Annotated in this window: 14 protein-coding genes; 3 read left to right on the forward strand and 11 right to left on the reverse strand. The window is 36.1% G+C overall.

Going from position 1 to position 17,278, the window contains the following annotated elements; genetic code table 11:
* Positions 1 to 37: 37 nt before the first annotated feature.
* On the reverse strand, positions 38 to 2,362 hold the full coding sequence (locus tag L1967_RS13870) for a TonB-dependent receptor (protein WP_249602101.1): 2,325 nt from the start codon (positions 2,360 to 2,362) through the stop codon (positions 38 to 40).
* Between the two features lie 307 nt (positions 2,363 to 2,669).
* Positions 2,670 to 4,127, reverse strand: coding sequence for a TonB-dependent receptor (locus L1967_RS13875; protein ID WP_249602102.1), 1,458 nt, complete (start codon positions 4,125 to 4,127; stop codon positions 2,670 to 2,672).
* Positions 4,128 to 4,231: 104 nt separating this feature from the next.
* Between L1967_RS13875 and L1967_RS13880 the strand changes: the two genes are divergently transcribed.
* From L1967_RS13880 to L1967_RS13890, 3 genes are all read left to right on the forward strand, one after another.
* Positions 4,232 to 5,002, forward strand: a complete 771-nt coding sequence (locus L1967_RS13880; RefSeq protein WP_249602103.1) for an MBL fold metallo-hydrolase — start codon at positions 4,232 to 4,234, stop codon at positions 5,000 to 5,002.
* On the forward strand, positions 4,992 to 5,492 hold the full coding sequence (locus L1967_RS13885; RefSeq protein WP_249602104.1) for a hypothetical protein: 501 nt from the start codon (positions 4,992 to 4,994) through the stop codon (positions 5,490 to 5,492). Before L1967_RS13880 ends, L1967_RS13885 begins: the two co-directional genes overlap by 11 nt.
* Before the next feature lie 154 nt (positions 5,493 to 5,646).
* Positions 5,647 to 6,291 (forward strand): DUF6624 domain-containing protein, encoded by a 645-nt coding sequence (locus L1967_RS13890; protein WP_249602105.1) that lies wholly within the window; start codon positions 5,647 to 5,649, stop codon positions 6,289 to 6,291.
* An 84-nt stretch (positions 6,292 to 6,375) separates the two neighbouring features.
* Here the strand turns inward: L1967_RS13890 and L1967_RS13895 are convergent, their stop codons facing one another.
* From L1967_RS13895 to L1967_RS13935, 9 genes are all read right to left on the reverse strand, one after another.
* Positions 6,376 to 7,569: an acetate/propionate family kinase gene (locus L1967_RS13895; RefSeq protein WP_249602106.1), complete on the reverse strand. Its 1,194-nt coding sequence runs from the start codon at positions 7,567 to 7,569 to the stop codon at positions 6,376 to 6,378.
* A gap of 1 nt (position 7,570) precedes the next feature.
* Positions 7,571 to 9,664, reverse strand: coding sequence for a phosphate acetyltransferase (gene pta / locus L1967_RS13900; protein ID WP_249602107.1), 2,094 nt, complete (start codon positions 9,662 to 9,664; stop codon positions 7,571 to 7,573).
* 329 nt (positions 9,665 to 9,993) lie between these two features.
* Entirely contained in the window at positions 9,994 to 10,653 is a 660-nt protein-coding gene (locus L1967_RS13905) for an alpha/beta hydrolase (RefSeq protein WP_249602108.1), read from the reverse strand.
* The gene (locus L1967_RS13910) at positions 10,653 to 10,991 is read right to left on the reverse strand and encodes a magnetosome magnetite crystal formation protein family (RefSeq protein ID WP_249602109.1); all 339 of its coding nucleotides are present in this window, start codon (positions 10,989 to 10,991) and stop codon (positions 10,653 to 10,655) included. The genes L1967_RS13905 and L1967_RS13910 overlap by 1 nt, the downstream gene beginning before the upstream one ends.
* A 14-nt stretch (positions 10,992 to 11,005) precedes the next feature.
* On the reverse strand, positions 11,006 to 12,259 hold the full coding sequence (locus L1967_RS13915; protein WP_249602110.1) for a dihydroorotase: 1,254 nt from the start codon (positions 12,257 to 12,259) through the stop codon (positions 11,006 to 11,008).
* Positions 12,256 to 14,181, reverse strand: a complete 1,926-nt coding sequence (locus L1967_RS13920) for a BatA domain-containing protein (RefSeq protein WP_249602111.1) — start codon at positions 14,179 to 14,181, stop codon at positions 12,256 to 12,258. Before L1967_RS13920 ends, L1967_RS13915 begins: the two co-directional genes overlap by 4 nt.
* Before the next feature lie 209 nt (positions 14,182 to 14,390).
* A complete protein-coding gene (locus tag L1967_RS13925) occupies positions 14,391 to 15,602 on the reverse strand; it encodes a GAF domain-containing sensor histidine kinase (protein WP_249602112.1) in 1,212 nt (403 codons plus the stop codon).
* 92 nt (positions 15,603 to 15,694) lie between these two features.
* Entirely contained in the window at positions 15,695 to 16,459 is a 765-nt protein-coding gene (locus L1967_RS13930; RefSeq protein ID WP_249602113.1) for a TIGR02757 family protein, read from the reverse strand.
* Positions 16,460 to 16,510: 51 nt separating this feature from the next.
* Positions 16,511 to 17,170 carry an ABC transporter ATP-binding protein gene (locus L1967_RS13935; protein ID WP_249602114.1) on the reverse strand — a complete coding sequence of 220 codons (660 nt, stop codon included), beginning with the start codon at positions 17,168 to 17,170 and terminating at the stop codon, positions 16,511 to 16,513.
* Positions 17,171 to 17,278: the final 108 nt, after the last annotated feature.

Consider the following 17,278-nt stretch of genomic DNA (forward strand, 5'->3'; position numbering starts at 1 on the left):
CTCAATTTGTTTTAATATTTAAATCCATTAATTCAGATTAAAATTTATAGTTAAGGCTTAATCTAAAATTTCTTCCCGGTTCACTTTGCCAGTAAACGTAGCTACCATAATCTGCCCCAGAATATAGATATTCGTTAAGAAGGTTATTAAGATTAAGAGCGATGCGAAAGTTGTCGTTCTCCCAGCTTACTCCTCCGTCCATTCTAAAATAGTTGGGTAGATCTGTTTTTCCATTAGTTCCCCAGGCCCATGACGATCGGTCTACCAAATATTGGTACCCCAGTGATACTCCAATTCCTTTTAAATATTGATCCTGAAAAGTATAATCTAACCAGCCGTTAGAGATATGTTTAGAGAACCCCGCAATAGGATTTCCGTTGGCATCTTCTACATTAGTGTAGGCATAATTTAAGATTAAGTTTAATCCTTTAATTATTTCGCCGCGGGTATCAAACTCGAAACCACGTGATGTAATATCGGTATCTACCTGCAAAGAATAGTTAGAATCATCGGGATCGGCAACCAGGAATTTATCTTTATGAATATCGAAGTAAGTCGCGGTAGCATGCCATTTTCCGTTTAAGAATTCAAATTTTAATCCTCCTTCAATATCTTCAGCAGTTACAGGATCAAAAGCTTCGCCAAATCTATTGGTTCCCTGCTGAGGTAAGAATGTCTGGTCGTACATTCCGTAGGCCACCAAATTATCCAAAATCGAATAAGAAACCGCTACGCGTGGTGTAAAGACTTTATCATCTGAAGTTACGCCATAAGCATTACTTTTAAATTCGGTATATCTACCGGCAAGGGTCACCCGAAGATCGTCCTCAAAAAAACCTAATTGATCCTGAAGGTAATAAGATAGATAGTTAGATGTTATAATTCCGCTGGCGCGTTGTTGTAAATTTTTGCTTCTATCAAATTCGGGCAATATGGCAGGTGGCTGTGGATTGTAGATATTAAAAGGTTTATCTTCGGTATCTATACTTACATGTTGTGACCAGTCTGCAGTATAGTTTTTATTTCCGTAGTCTAATCCACCCAAAATGGTGTGAGAAATATCGCCGGTTAATTCTTTCCCGTTTATAAAAACCTGTCCTAATTTTTGTTCTTCTTTGGCATCCCAGATACTAATGCTTCTTAATAGATCCCCATTTTCCTTCACTCCAAAAGCACTGTTTACCCATAAACTAGAGCCTTCGTGCTGATAGTTGATATAACTAAGCTGCGCGGTTAGATTCCAATTCTGACTCAGTTGATGATCAAAATTAATAAACCCGTAATGCTCTTTCATCACCGTTGGTCCAAGTCTTGGATCAGACAGGGTGAAATCACGGTCTACAACGGCATATTTATCGGGACCAAACACGTAAGCCGATCCTATAAGTTTTGTTTTGTAATATTGATACGTATATTGTGCGGTTACCGAGGTTTTGTTGTTAAAATTGTATTTGATACTCGGTGCGATCGTGTAGCGATTTTCTGGCTCGTAATCTCTATGAGATTCTTTGGTAGAAGCTGCACCCACAAAACGATATTGCAGTTTTTTATCTTCAGATAAATAACCTTCAATATCTGCTGTGGCCCGCAAGGTATTGTAACTTCCGGTAAGTAGGCCGATTTCTCCACCGGTTTTACCTGTTGGTTTTTTGGTGACCACATTGTAAAGACCACCCGGTTCTCCACTAGAAAGCATAAAGGCAGAGGGGCCTTTAACCACTTCTATCCGGTCTACTAATGCAAGATCTTCAGCCATTGGCCCCCAGGTAGAAAGTACATTCATCCCATTTCTAAAAGGCGGAATCCTAAATCCGCGCATATTAATTCTTGCAAAATTTCCCCAATGTTCGATCATTTGCGCCCCACTCACGTTTCTGGTCACATTTTCCATAATAGAAATGGTGGCCTGATCTTTTAAAACGTCGTTGGTAATAATCTGGATGTTTTGTGGAATATTGATAATTGCTTCGTTTAGTTTAAGTGAAGGTGATACTTTACGGGTGGCATAAGAAGTTTCTTTTGCTCCTGAAATCAAAACATCGGAAAGGGCGGTAATCTCTTTTTGAATATTGATCTCTATATTTTTATTCGACTGTAAATTAACTTGAAGTTCTTTTTTTATAAAACCGATTTCTGAAATGACAATCGTGTATTCACCTTTTTTTATGTTTTGTATGCTGAAGTAGCCATTTTGATTAGTATACGCCCCATACCTGGAATCTTTTAAATAGATATGGGCATTGCTAATGGGGTTTTGTTGGTCATCAAAAACAAATCCGCTGAGTTCTACTTGCTGGTTTTGTGCAGAACTGACATAAAATCCACTTAAGATAAGAAGAAGAAAGAGTAAATTTTTATTCATTTTATTTTTATTTAGATTATTTATAAATAATAAAACAAATGTATTAAAGTGCTGGGAAGAATCATAAAGAAATGAAAATTATTTTGAATGAATCTATATAAAGAGCAAGTAATGACCGCGTTTTTAACTAAATAATTGAAATTTAATTGTTTATGTGTTTGTTGGATATTCGTTTTTTATAGAGGTAATTCTTACGATACTCATAATATCTGATTATAAACTAGCCTAAAGTCCTCTTTTTTATAAAGAAGCATAAAAAAAGCGACCAGATTACTGATCGCTTTATTCCTAAATGTTAAATTAAAAATCAGACTTTTTGAGCCCGCTCTTTATTTTCTTTATAATGAAATAAGTTTTGTTCTTTGATCATTTGAGTGGTTTTTTCAGGAAGCATATCTTCCCAACCTTCTTTTCCATCGGTGATCATTTGTAGCACTTCTCTGGAATAGATATCCAGAATATCCGGGTTATAATTTTCGATGTCTTCTACACGGCCATTGTACTTAAAGAATTTGTATAATTCTTTCATACGCGGGTGTACCATTAAGTTTTCACTTGTAGTGATTTCGCCGGTTTCAGGATCTTTAAGAGGATAAAGATATACCTTAAGATCTTTAAAGAACAGCTTACCAAAAGCTTCCAAAATACCACCGCTTAGGTGACGATAGTACTTTTCATCAAAAATATCTACCAGGTTATTTACACCCATAGCAAGACCCATTCTCATTTTAGAATATTTACTAAAGTATTCTACCACTTTATAATATTCCTGGAAGTTAGAGATCATTACCGTTTGTCCCAAAGAGCAAAGCAGCTTTGCCCGATCCATAAAGTCTTTTTCGTTAATTTCACCTTCAGCTCTTAGGTTAGAAAGTGTAATTTCAAAAATCACCTCGGTATCTTCTTCAGAGACCCTGTTTTCGCTAAAGAATAATTCGCGAGACCTATCAAACATATCCATGTTCACCTTGGTAACCGGTCTAAAACTACCACGAAGCGCTAGGATATTTTTTTTGTAAAGGATCTTAGCCGGTAACACGTTGTTTCCATTGGGGCTAAACATTACCGCATCGGTCATCCCATTTTTAACCAATTGTAAGCTCATTAATCGGTTATCAACTCTTTCGAATCTTGGGCCAGAAAAGTTAATGGTGTCAATCTCTAATTGATCTTTATCGATATGATCATATAAATATCGAAGTAGTTTTTTAGGATTATCGTACTTATAATAAGCCCCATAAATTAGGTTTACTCCTAAAATCCCTAAGGTATTTTGTTGGTGACGTGCATCGTTTTCTTTAAACCGGATATGAAGGCTTATTTCGTTATAATCTTCATCTGGGCTTACCTGATAACGAATTCCTACCCAGCCATGTCCTTTATATTTTTTTGCAAAATCTATAGTGGCAACAGTATTGGCGTAACTAAAGAAAAGTTTATTGGGGTGTTTTTCTCTGGAAATCCTTTCTTCAATCAGCTTAATTTCATGAGAAAGCATTTTTTTAAGTCGGGCTTCAGTAACGTATCTTCTGTCATCTTCAACACCGTAGATCGCATCACTAAAATCTTTGTCGTAGGCACTCATAGCCTTAGCTATTGTACCAGAAGCACCACCCGCTCTAAAAAAATTTCTTACAGTTTCCTGTCCTGCGCCAATTTCAGAAAAGGTACCATAAATATTTTCATTTAGATTGATGCGGAGTGCTTTACTCTTTATCGAAGGAACATTCTCAAATTCCTTGTCGCCCATTATAGTGATTGGCATATTTTTCCTTTTAGGTGATTTTCCTTATTTAACGCTGCCAAAGGTACTAAAACAGGAAGCTAAACAAAAAAATAATACCTAACTTTGTCACAAATATAACATTCTTGAAAGTTACATTTTTAGGTACAGGAACATCACAGGGAATTCCCATTATTGGTAGTACGCACCCCGTTTGCTTAAGTAAAAACCCTAAAGACAAACGTCTAAGGGTCTCGATTATGGTAGAGTGGGGCGGACTAAATATTTTGATTGATTGTGGTCCCGATTTTAGAATGCAAATGCTGGCAAACGATTTTGACAAGCTGGACGCCATACTTTTTACGCATGAACACAATGATCATGTTGCGGGGTTAGACGATATTAGACCATTTTTCTTTAGGCAGGGCGACATCCCAATTTATGCCCATCAACGTGTTTTAAATTCTTTAAAAAAGCGCTTTGATTATATTTTTGTTACTGAAAATAAATATCCCGGTGCCCCCGGGGTTAGAGAACATATTGTTACCGATGATGATTTTGAGATCGAAGGAAAAAAAATCACTCCGGTAAGTTACATGCATAACAGGTTGCAGGTATACGGATATCGAATGGCTAATTTTGCGTATTTAACCGATATAAAATCTATTTCTGAAAAAGAGGCTGAAAAACTTAAAAACCTGGAGGTAGTTGTAGTAAGTGCCTTGCGAATCGAGCCCCATCATTCTCATTTTAACCTGGCTGAAGCACTAGAATTTATCGATAAAATTAAACCCCAAAAAGCGTACCTTACCCATATTAGTCATTTGCTTGGATTTCATGATGAGGTGGAACAGTCGCTACCTGAAAACGTTCATCTGGCTTACGACAATTTGAAAATCACTATTGATGAAAAATAAGATCCTACTATATTTATTCATATTTGCCGCATTGTTCACAATTTTTATTTATGTAAATGATAAGAAAATTCTGGACGATCAAACAGAGAGGATCGTGAGTTTACAAAAGCAGTTAGACGACTTGAAGGCAGAAGAAGAAAATACTAAAACAACAGGATCTGAAGAGTTTTACGACTTTAGTTTGCAAAGAAATGAGCCGGCAATTACCTATTTTGAGAATAGCGGTTTTGAAGCCTCGGAAATTGAACGTAAAGTTCAGGATGCCTTAATCGATATGAATAAAAGTAGTGAGGATAATAAAATGGTTCCGTTTGAAGGTATGAATGGTCCCATGCGCATCAATAAAGTAAAGCTGCTAAATCACAAATGGCTTATCGCTAATTTTACCGATGGAAAACACTGGGGGGAAATTTTACTGAATTATTATATTACTGATGATGGTAACGTTGAATTTGAGCCTCTAAATTCCTTCTTATATCCTTCGGAATAATTTTTTATAGTAAAGCGTTAAAATAACTCAAAGCAATAATTATTGATGTCAGGAGATTTGTCGTTGTTTTAAAATTGAAAATAGATTAATTGTTAAACTAATTTATAATGTAACAAATCTTTTTCTGGTTCGTCTTGAAAGAAAGACATCAATCATGAAAAGATTATCATCAGTTATTTTAGTTTCTTTATTATTTATTTGTCAATCTGTTTTTGCCCAAAATGAGCAAATTTCAGCACAGTTAGACTCCATTTGGAAAACCGATCAGGGGATTAGGATGGAGTTAATCAAACTTCAGCAACAGGGAAAAACGAATACTTCAAAATTTCAGGAGCTTATTAGCGAAATGAAAACTCAGGATTCCATCAATCAGAAAAAAGTGTTTGAAATTTTAGAAAGTGGATGGCCGGAAAATCTGAATTTACAACAAAATCAGACGTTATTTTTGGTGATTCAGCATGCCGATCTAGAAACGCAAAAAAAGTATCTTCCTATTATCGAATCTGCGGTTAAAAATGGCAAAACTTTAGCTTCTAACCTAGCTTTGCTAAAAGATCGAATAGCTTTAAGGGAAGGAGGAGAGCAAATTTATGGTAGTCAGGTCTGGCTCGATACCAATACCGGTAAAAAGTATGTGCAACCTATCGAAAATCCAGAAAAAGTAGATAGTTTACGGGCAGAAGTTGGTCTTCCAGATATGCAAACCTATCTTCAGCAGGGTTTTCAGATGGATTGGAGCCTGGAACAATATTATAAGGATTTACCAGAGCTAAAAGCATTGCTAGCAAAGAAAAACTAATCGAAATGCTATTAATTTCATTTAAAAAATAAGCTCAGATTTTTAACGAATCTGAGCTTATTCAATTTACAACAGATAACTAGCTTAGCTTACCAAAGTATATGATTGTTTGGCAATCTCTAATTCTTCATTGGTGGGGACAATTAAAATTTGTTTTTCTGCTTCAGGTGGATTGATAGGACGAATGGTGTTCGCACGAATATCGTTTTTTCGATGATCCAGATGAAGCCCTAAATATTCCATATCTTCTAAAGCAATTTTTCTAATAACGCTGCTATTTTCTCCGATTCCGGCAGTGAAAATAATAGCATCTACACCGTTCATGGCTGCAACGTAAGAACCAATATATTTTTTGATCCTGTAGCCATTAATATAAAGTGCGAGCCTGCAATTTTCGTCGCCTTCAGCAGATCGTTCTTCAATATCGCGCATATCACTATAGCCGGTAAGGCCTAACATGCCGCTTTCTTTTAATAGAATATTATTTACTTCTTTTGCAGTATAGCCAAGTTTATCGATTAGGTAAAAAATGACCGATTGGTCGATGTCGCCCGCACGAGTGCCCATGATTAGGCCGTTTGCAGGCCCCATTCCCAACGAATGGTCAATCGCTTTTCCGTTTTTAATAGCGGTGATGCTACAACCATTGCCAAGGTGTACACTGATAATTTTTTCTGAAGGAAGTCCTTTTTCTTTTAAATATTCAATTGCTTTTTCTGAAACATATTTATGACTTGTGCCATGAAAACCGTAAGCTCTAACATCGTGATCTTCCAGAAATTTCTTAGGAATGGCATATTGATAGGCTTTTTGTGGCATCGTTTGAAAATAGGCTGTATCGAAAACTACCACCTGTTTTGCTTCGGGAAATACACTTTCAGCAACTTCAATTCCGAGTAAATTATGAGGATTATGTAATGGCGCTAAAGGAAAAAGATTTCTAATTTTTTCTTTTACATCTTTAGTAACTTCCACGGTTTTAGAGAAACTTTTTCCGCCGTGAACCACGCGATGTCCTACCACCTGAATATGCTTTTCATCTTCAAGTACACCTACTTCTTTATCCATTAAAAACGAGGTGATTTTCTTTAAGCCTGTTTCGTGATTTGGGATATCTATTTCTTTAGTAAGCTTGGTTTCGCCAGCTTTATAGTGAAGCAAAGAACCCTTTAAACCAATACGTTCTACCAGTCCGCTTGCTGCCACTTTTTCTTCTGGCATTTTTATAAGTTGGTATTTTATAGAAGAACTCCCTGAGTTGATAACTAAAATATTCATATTAAATTCCTTGTGCCTGGATCGCGGTTATTATTACGGTGTTAAATACGTCGTCTACGGTACAACCTCTACTAAGGTCGTTTACAGGTTTATTAAGTCCCTGTAGCATTGGGCCAATGGCCAAAGCACCGGTTTCACGCTGTACAGCTTTGTAGGTATTGTTCCCGGTATTAAGATCTGGGAAAATGAGGACACTGGCTTGTCCTGCAACTTCAGAATCTGGGAGTTTACTCTTTCCTACAGTGGCATCTACCGCTGCATCATATTGAATAGGTCCTTCAATTTTAAGGTCGGGACGTTTACTTCTTACAATCTCTGTAGCTTCACGCACACGGTCAACATCTTCACCTTTACCAGAAGTTCCAGATGAGTACGAAAGCATGGCAATTTTTGGCTCGATACCAAAAGCTTTACTACTTTCTGCGGAAGAAATTGCGATTTCGGCAAGTTCTGCAGCATTAGGGTTTGGGTTGATCGCACAGTCACCAAATACCGAAACTCGATCTTCTAGACACATAAAGAATACAGAGGAAACAACAGAAACACCTGGTTTTGTTTTAATAAACTGAAGCGCAGGCCTAATAGTATGCTGTGTGGTATGTGCCGCTCCCGAAACCATTCCGTCTGCATCACCTTTATGGATCATCATAGTGCCGTAATAGGAAACATCAGCCATCATATCGCGGGCCATATCCATATTTACATTTTTATGCTTTCTAAGCTCGTAGAAGGTTTCAGAATAATCTTCATAGTTAGCTGAATGTATAGGATCGATCACAGTAACTTTACTTAAATCGATATTTAAGCCAAGATCTGCAATCTTATTTTTAATCTTATCGATATTTCCTAGAAGGGTAATATCTACAATATCTAAAGCGATTAGACGCATTGTGGCGATAAGGATACGCTCATCTGTTCCTTCAGGAAGTACAATGCGCTTTCTAGATTGCTGTGCACGTTTGTATAGACTATACTGAAACATTTTTGGAGTAAGTGCCTTTGGCTGAAAATTAAATAGTTTTTCAGTCAGGCGATCAAGATTCAGGTATTTATCAGACACTGCTAAAGACGTCATGATCTTTTGTTTACTGTCTTTATAAATCTGAGATTTAATACTTCCAATCTGGTTAGTTACTCCAAAAGTTCCGCCCTGTACAGAAACAATCGGTACAATTTGAGAAAGTCCTTCAATAAGTTTTAAAATACTGTCTTCAGGAATTAATCCACCCGTAAGTATGATCCCTGAAATTGGTGGATAATTAGTAGAAATATGCGCCTGTAAAGCACCAAGAATAATATCTGCACGATCTCCCGGGGTAATAACCAGGCTATTTTCTTTAAGCTTGGTGATATAATTTCTAAGCTGCATGGCGCCAACGCCAAAACTACCGGTTTGATTATTTAAATGTGTTTCTCCAAAAAGAACTTTACCATCTAATTCTTCTACAATTTCTTTAATGGTGGGGTGAAGCAGCGTATTGATCATTGGTACAATAGAAACTTCAACCTCTTTAGGGAAAAATTTATCAAGATCAGCTTTTATTTTTTCAATATTTTCTTCCTGAATTTTATTGGCTACCACACCAATAACTTTTACGTCGCGGTTATTAAAAGAGCTATAGGTGAAGTTTAATGCATCCACCAATTCTTTTTGAGTTTTATCTTTTCCGCTGGAAATAATTATGGTTGGTAATCCCAGATTTTTGGCAACCGTTACATTGGTGTCGAATTCAAACACATTTCCTTTTACAGAAAAATCGGTCCCTTCAACCAAAACAAAATTAAACTGCTCTTCCAGGTTTTTATATTTCTGGATAATAACATCGATAATTTCGCCCGATTTACCAGCGTTTCTTTTATCTACTAATTCCTTACGGGTAACGCCATACGCTTTTTCGTAAGGGATTTCGATATCAAAATGGGAAAGCATGGTTTCAATGTGATTGTCTTTCTGATCTTCAGGAAAATCGTCGATGATGGGTCTAAAATATCCTACTTTATCTGTTTTTCCCAAAAGTGTTTGCATTAGCCCCAAAGATATTAAAGACTTTCCGCTGTCCTCTTCCATGGTAGCAATGTAGATACCTTTATTCATAGTGCTTATTTTTTCTCACCTGGTGAGATTTTGATGCTAATTCCCTAGTTTTATGGGGATACTTAACAATTAAAATTAGTTTCAAAATACTTCTCTATTTTAAAGAAGTGGTACAAATTTACCAGTAATTTGAGGCATGAAACCTAATAAATGTCATATTATAAAGTTAAAATAACTTTAATGGGAAAGGTAAAAGAGTAAGAAATAATTGAAAGCTCGTAATAAATCATAATTAGGTGTGGTCACCCTGAAACTGCCTCGTCAGTTGGTAGCTCTAGAATGGTAAAAAAAATCAATAACTGCAAATTAACAAGAATCAATAAAAATAACTACCCATTTCTTTCTAACCATTCCTTTAGCTCAAAGAAATTCTGTGGGGCAACTCCGTGACCTACCGGAAATTCAGAATACGTATTTTTTATCTTTAATTGATCTAGGAAAGGTTTAGTTTTTCGTGCCCATTCGATAGGGATCACCTGATCTACGCTTCCATGAGAACAATAAAAATTTAGATTATCAAAATTGTTGTTTTCAAATCCGGTTTTTATAATCGCTTTGTTCACATAGCCACTAAGCGCAATCACATTTTTAACTTTTTCTGGATAGGAGAGTGCGACAGCATAACTTAAAATACTTCCCTGGCTAAAGCCCAATAACGTTACTTTGTTTTTATTGATGGGATAAGCTTCGATAGCTTCATCAATAAATTTTGCGATAAGGTCACGGGATTCAATAGCTTGCTCATCGTCACTAAATTTTCCGTTTACATTATCAAAATAGATGGCATACCAGGCATTTCCACCGGGTTGCATGGGATAAGGTGCTTTAACCGAGATCACAAAAAACTCTTCGGGTAACTCGCTGGCAAAACTAAAAAGATCCTGCTCATTACTGCCATAACCATGAAACATAAAAACTACAGGAGCTTTCTCGGTCTGTCCTTTTGGTTGTTTTATAAGGTGTTCTAAAGAAAGATTTGCTGTTTGCATTACGTGATCGTTTTAAACCATTTTTGGAAATATACCCCGATATACGGAATTAACCGAAATTCTCCCTGAACAGCCGCAATGATTCCGTAAATCCAAATAATTAAAGAAACCAGATAAAATGCTGTTGGAATGTAAAAATTGCTAAAGGTCGAGGCCACTGCACCAAGTAAATAAAATATAATATGAGTTCCAAAAGCCTGGCGAATATGAAAGCTGGCTAGTTTGTGCTTATCGTCCATATTCATAAAAATGGCGATTATAAATCCTATAATTGTGATATAAGCCGTAATCGCAGCAGTTTTGCCGTTATTTGGGCTGTTTTGGGATTGTGAACTCATACTTTTAGAAGTTTTTATTCTGCGATGATTAGTTGATTATTATTAAAAATACCAATCGCTTTTCCTTTTAATTTTTGCCCTAAAAAGATACTGTTCTGTGAGGTTGAAAGTATATCTGATTTCTCGAAAGTATATTTTTCTTCAGGCAAAAAGAAACTTAGTTTTGCCGATGCCTCTTCAGCTATCTTAGCATTTTCAGTTTTAAATCGTGATCTTCCGCGAGTTAGGATCTCAACAGTTTCTTCCGTAGAAAAAATAGTCTGTAAAGCGCCAAAAGCACTTTCTAATCCAATACTTCCGTAGCTGGCATTATCAAATTCTACTTTTTTGTTTTCGATATCTATAGGATCATGATCACTGGTTACAAAATCGATAGTCCCTTCTTTTAATCCTTTAATTAAAGTCTTGGTATCATTTTTTGTTCTTAGCGGCGGTAATACTTTTGCACGGGTATCAAATTCGGTCAGCAGATCGTCGGTTAGCACCAGGTTATGGATAGCCACACTACAGGTTACATCCAGGCCTTTTTTCTTCGCTTCTTTAATAAGTGCAACCGATTTTGCTGTAGAAACCGTCGGTATATGAAGTTTCCCACCGGTATATTCTAAAAGATATAGATCACGGGCAATTTGTAGATCTTCAGCAAGATTCGGGATTCCTTTTAAACCTAAAAGCGTACTGTTATGATGTTCATTTACAATCCCTTTACCGGCAATTTTCTTTTCCAGCGGGAAAGATTGTACCAATCCGTCAAAATTTTGTGTGTATTGTAAGGCAATTTTTAGAAGGTTTGGATTGCTTACCGGCTTTTTATAATCGCCAAAACTTACCGCACCAGCGTTACTCATATCGTAAAGTTCGGCTAAATCTACACCTTCGGTTTTAACCGTTAAGGCTCCAGTAGGCAATAAATTCACCGCATTTCCCTGCGCTTTGGCTTTCACCGAATGGATAGCGGAACTGTTATCGATAGTAGGATTGGTTTGTGCATTAAGTACCACATCGGTAAAGCCACTAAAAGCTGCGGTTTTTAGTCCGTTTTCAATAGTTTCGCGCTCTTCATAACCCGGCTCACCAAAACTTACGCTGGTATCAAACCAGCCCTGCGAAACATGTAACCCTTCGATGTTTATTTCCTTATCGGCTTTTTCTTTAATAGAATTTCCGATTTTTATAATCATGCCGTCTTTAATAAGAATATCGGCTTGTTTTAAATGATAATCGCTTTGCTGGTCTACGATTGTGGCAGATTTTATAAGTAGCTTCATTTAAAGAATTTTAAGAGGAGCATTTCTATGGTTAAAAAGATCAATGCAAAAATAACAAACCATTTCCAAAGCACATCGATTTGTTGGGCAGCTTTTACACTTTCAAAAAAAGTATTTAGGTCGGCTTGTTTTTGCACATTTTCAAAATCATTAATATCCAGATAATTAAGATCACTTTCGCTTCTTGGATAATTATAACTGATAGGCGAAATATTATTTTTTTGATAAGTGAGCATAAAATTTCCTGCATTTGCAGGCAAATCGGTAGTGGTCACGGTGATTTTATTGGATGTGTTTTGCTGTAGCGGAATAAAACTTTCTTCGGAATTTTGCTGAATTTCAATCACCTGGTCTCCACTTGCCGCTATGCTTACATCAAAGGTGTTTTCCTGGCCTATCGTAAAGTACAAGTCGGGTATTTTTAAAGCTGAAATCCCTAAATTATAAAAAACAGGGACGATTAATGGTGAATTTTGAAAATTTGAATTGTCCTGATTAATGGGTGCCGAAAACAGATAAACATTGCTGAAATTCATTAAAAAGGCATCGTTGTTTTGATAGCGAAGAGCCGCTGAGGCATCCTGATTAAAATTGTAGAAACGTTGCACTTTAGGGTATTGAAAATTACTGATCTCCTTTTCGAAAGTTGCCTCAAATAAGGGATGCTGAAAGGCAATTTCAGTAATTAATAATTCGCGATTTTGTTTATTCTGAACAATCGGTAAGCCAAGATTCGATAAAAAAGGATTATAATTTTGAAGCTGAAGATTGGGAGACGGAATAATGCAAACAGGCGTTCCTTCTTTTACTTTTTCCAGCACTTGATTTTGTAAAGCGGTATTTATCTGCTCCACTTCATTTAAAATAAGTAAGTCTGCACTGCTAAAAGCACTAAAATCAACCTGATTTTCATCAAAATTAAAGTACTCGAATTGATCTTCCGTAAAAATTCGGTGTAGAAAACCGGCATCTCTTCCCGAAATGCTTACCACATTGATTTTTGGTGTTTCTGCATAGCTGAAGAATAATTCGTTATCATAATAAAGTCCGTTATCTTCAATAGAAATAATGCCATTTTCAATTTTTTCTGCCTGTAATCGAAATTCGATGTCCTGTTGCCTATTTTCTTTAAAATTAAGGCTCTTTTTTGCCAATATTTGGTCTCCGTTTTTCAGACTAATGGCGATATCCCGATCTAACTTTTCAGTACTACTAAAATTGGCCTTTAAAGTAACCTGATTCAGGTTTTTATCGATCACATACGCGGAATCGATGCTGATATTGCTCATATTTTGCGCTTCGTTTTTCACAAAATAATATTCGATATTTTCAAGCCTATTTAAATCACCAAAGTTTTGTTGAAAATCTGAAATCAGTACCAACCGCTGCACATCGGCGGGATGTTGCTTAAAAAACTGGCGGGCTTTTAGATTAATCTGGTCGAAATTCAACGAATTTGGGCTGTAATCGATATCCTGTATTTCAGTCCGACTTTCAACAGGAGAAATCGCACCATAATCGTTATTATTTGTAAATAATCCAAAAGCCTGATTTTCTTCACTGTTTTCTAAAATCTGCTGAATATTATGTTGCAACATTGGTCCATGTTCGCCACGCAACTGCATGCTAAAAGAATTATCCAGATAGAGTAGGGTAGCGGTGCTTTTTTGGGATGTTTTGCCAGAAGGAATAAAGGGTTGCGCAAACGCCAGAATCAAAAAAGACAGAGCTAAAGTTCTGGTCGTTAGAATAAGCCATTTTTTTAGCTGATTGCTTTTTCGGTTTTCCTGAACTACTTTTTTAAGAAATTTAACATTGGTAAATGCTTCTTTTTGGAATTTACGAAGCTTAAATAAATGAACAATAAAGGGGATGACCAGTAAAATTAATGCATAAAGAAGTTCTGGATGTTTAAACTGCATACCGGTTTTTAAGATTTCCCAAATATAAAGAAATTGTATGGCAGGAAAACTGGATAATCGAGATTAAATGTTGCGAGGTTCGTCCCGATAGCTATAGGGATGTTTCAAGATTAAAAAGACTTTCCACAATAATTGTCCTAATGATAGTTTAGGCGAGGATCGAGGTTTTTTGAACTACTTTTTGTAAATCGTGTGGCAGTTCAAGTAACTTAAGCTCGTTTAATATCAAACTTAAAGCTGGTACTTTCGCCAAGTACCGAGGAAACACTTATTTTACCGTCCAACGACTCTACCAGTTTTTTAACGGTAGAAAGCCCAATTCCGTTACCCTGATTTCCCTGGCGATCGGTAACATAAAGCGTTTTAAATAATTTGAAAATATTAGAGAGCTGATCTTCTGGAATTCCAATACCATTATCGGTTACGGTAAAATAATAATGATTTTCATCCATAGCACTTTCAATATCAATAACAATTTTGTCCTTGTTATTGTATTTAATACTGTTGTTAATAAGGTTGATAAATATTTGGCCTAAGGCAGCTCGGTTGCATTTTAGTAACATATTTTCTGGAGGAAAATTAATCTCACAGTTATCTGTAATATTTAGCAAGTCGATGATGTCTTCTAACAGGTGATGAAGATTAAATTCCACTTCTTCTGAGGCTACAATACGATCACTTTCATAATGATTTAAAATTCCATTAATATAATCGCTTAATTTTAAGGCCGATTTTTTAAGGTTAAGCAGTAATTGCTGGCCTTTTTCATCAACATTATTTTTATAACGGGCTTTTATAAGATCTGCAGTGATGATCATATTGGCAAGTGGCATCTTCATATCGTGGGAAACTACACCCGCAAAATCTTTTAATAAGGAGTTATGATCGTCTAATTGCTTTTTTACTTTTTCTAAATGAAGATTTTTACGGCGTAGTTCAAATAGTTTTTCTACCTGTTTTGCAAGATTTTTTAAAGCTGTTTTTTGTTCGTCACTGAGCCTATTTATTTTAGTATCTAAAACGCATAAGGTGCCTATGGCAAAACCATCGTTATCTAACAGGGGCATGCCTGCATAATAAAGGATGGGCAAATCTGGATTGGTTGTAAAGGGATTGTCACAAAACCTTTTATCCTGGCGTGTATCTTTTACCTCCATTACATTGCCAGGTTCTAAAATGGCATGCCCACAATGGGAGTATTTTCTTTCGGTTTCTGTAATCGGCGGGCCGCCATGATTCGATTTAAACCAATTTTTCTCATCTTCTACCAGCGTAATTAAAGAAATTGGTGTTTTACAGATATACGAGGCAAGCTGAGTAATATTATCAAACTCCTCTTCAGAAACACCTTGTAAAAGTTCAATAGCACTTAAGGCATTTAATCGCTCTTTTTCGTTTATAGGTACAGCAGGTTGAATCACTTTAACGTATTAAAATTTAATAGCCTAAAACTAAGGTTATTTTATTTAAGATAAAATTAACAAATTTTTTAAAGAAAATGTTAAGGGTTTAATCAATATTTTTCGAATGCGCCTAAACCAAATAGGGCAAAGTCGTATTTTACAGGATCTTGATGGTCTAATTTTCTAAGCGACCTATCTAATTCAGCTAAGGCTTTAGCATCGTTTTGTTTACGCTTCAGCAGTTTTAATTTTCTGGCAATGTTACCAGAATGTACATCAAGCGGGCAGGAGAGTTGGGATGGCGAAAGTGATTCCCAAATACCAAAATCGACACCGCAATTATCCTTTCTCACCATCCATCGTAAATACATATTTATACGTTTGGCAGCGGAATTTTTTAACGGATCACTTATATGCTTTTGAGTCCGTTTTTCATGCGAAAGTTCAAAAAATAGCTTTTTGAATTCGTGGATCGCCGGTTGAAGCGAACTCTCCGAGGCATGTTTACTAAAAACAGCTTCCAGTCCGTTATGATTTTTATAAATATGCTGAAGTGCCAGCATAAAATAGCAAAGATCGATGCTGTTAAAGGTTCTGTGTACAAAACCTTCAAGCCCTTCAAGGTCATTTTTACTGAAATTCAGGATAAAATCATGTGGCGCATGTTCCATGCGCTCCAAAAGGTTATTTGCATTTTTCAGGATGCTTTTACGATTGCCCCAGGCAATAGTTGCGGTTAAAAAACCTGCAATTTCAATATCTTCTTTTTTACTGAATTGATGCGGAATCTGGATGGGATCGGTGCCTATAAACTGCGTAGTGTTATATTGATTGACCTTAAAATCCAGAAATTCTTTTAATTCGCTTTTCTTCAAAAAACTAATCTTTTTAGATGCTTATGCTTCAGTCGAAAAATCATCGGGAAATTACACAATCTCGCCATCAACCATGGTCAATTTTCTATCAGCCATATCGGCTAACTCTTCATTATGGGTTACAATAACGAAGGTTTGGCCAAACTCGTCCCGTAATTTAAAAAATAACTGATGTAGATTTTCGGCAGATTCACTATCTAAATTTCCTGACGGCTCATCGGCAAAAATTACTGCAGGATTATTCATAAGTGCCCTGGCTACGGCAATTCGCTGTTGTTCACCACCACTTAAGGCCGATGGTTTATGAAGCGCTCTTTTTTGCAAACCTAAAAAGCCCAAAAGTTCCATGGCTCTTTTTTCTGCTTCTGCTTTTGGGGTGTTTTTAATATAAGCCGGGATACAAACATTTTCTATCGCCGTAAACTCTGGTAATAATTGATGGAACTGAAAAATAAAACCAATATGATCGTTTCTAAACTTTGCCAGATTCTTTTGGTTTAAGCCATAAATATCGGTTTCATTGATAATTAATTTAGAAGCTTTATTTTTTTCAGGTAAGTCTAAAGTTCCTAAAATCTGAAGTAACGTGGTTTTTCCCGCTCCTGAAGCTCCCACGATCGAGACAATTTCACTTTTTTCAATATGAAGATCTACACCTTTTAAAACGTGTAAATCGCCATAATATTTATGAATATTTTCAATTGTTATCATAAGCCTTTTAAAGTGTGCGAAAATTAGCCAAATTAATCACGTTCCCCAAGTTTAAACCGGTATTAATTGATTACAGTAAATGTTTATAGCAAATATTTATAGGGATAT

It is taken from the genome of Zunongwangia pacifica, from assembly GCF_023499215.1.
Lineage (GTDB): Bacteria > Bacteroidota > Bacteroidia > Flavobacteriales > Flavobacteriaceae > Zunongwangia > Zunongwangia pacifica.

Coding starts and splice junctions, on each gene's coding strand:
- L1967_RS13870 (WP_249602101.1), bottom strand. CDS start 2,362: ATGAATAAAAATTTACTCTTTCTTCTTCTTATCTTAAGTGGATTTTAT.
- L1967_RS13875 (WP_249602102.1), bottom strand. CDS start 4,127: ATGCCAATCACTATAATGGGCGACAAGGAATTTGAGAATGTTCCTTCG.
- L1967_RS13885 (WP_249602104.1), top strand. CDS start 4,992: ATGAAAAATAAGATCCTACTATATTTATTCATATTTGCCGCATTGTTC.
- L1967_RS13890 (WP_249602105.1), top strand. CDS start 5,647: ATGAAAAGATTATCATCAGTTATTTTAGTTTCTTTATTATTTATTTGT.
- L1967_RS13895 (WP_249602106.1), bottom strand. CDS start 7,569: ATGAATATTTTAGTTATCAACTCAGGGAGTTCTTCTATAAAATACCAA.
- pta (WP_249602107.1), bottom strand. CDS start 9,664: ATGAATAAAGGTATCTACATTGCTACCATGGAAGAGGACAGCGGAAAG.
- L1967_RS13905 (WP_249602108.1), bottom strand. CDS start 10,653: ATGCAAACAGCAAATCTTTCTTTAGAACACCTTATAAAACAACCAAAA.
- L1967_RS13910 (WP_249602109.1), bottom strand. CDS start 10,991: ATGAGTTCACAATCCCAAAACAGCCCAAATAACGGCAAAACTGCTGCG.
- L1967_RS13915 (WP_249602110.1), bottom strand. CDS start 12,259: ATGAAGCTACTTATAAAATCTGCCACAATCGTAGACCAGCAAAGCGAT.
- L1967_RS13920 (WP_249602111.1), bottom strand. CDS start 14,181: ATGCAGTTTAAACATCCAGAACTTCTTTATGCATTAATTTTACTGGTC.
- L1967_RS13935 (WP_249602114.1), bottom strand. CDS start 17,170: ATGATAACAATTGAAAATATTCATAAATATTATGGCGATTTACACGTT.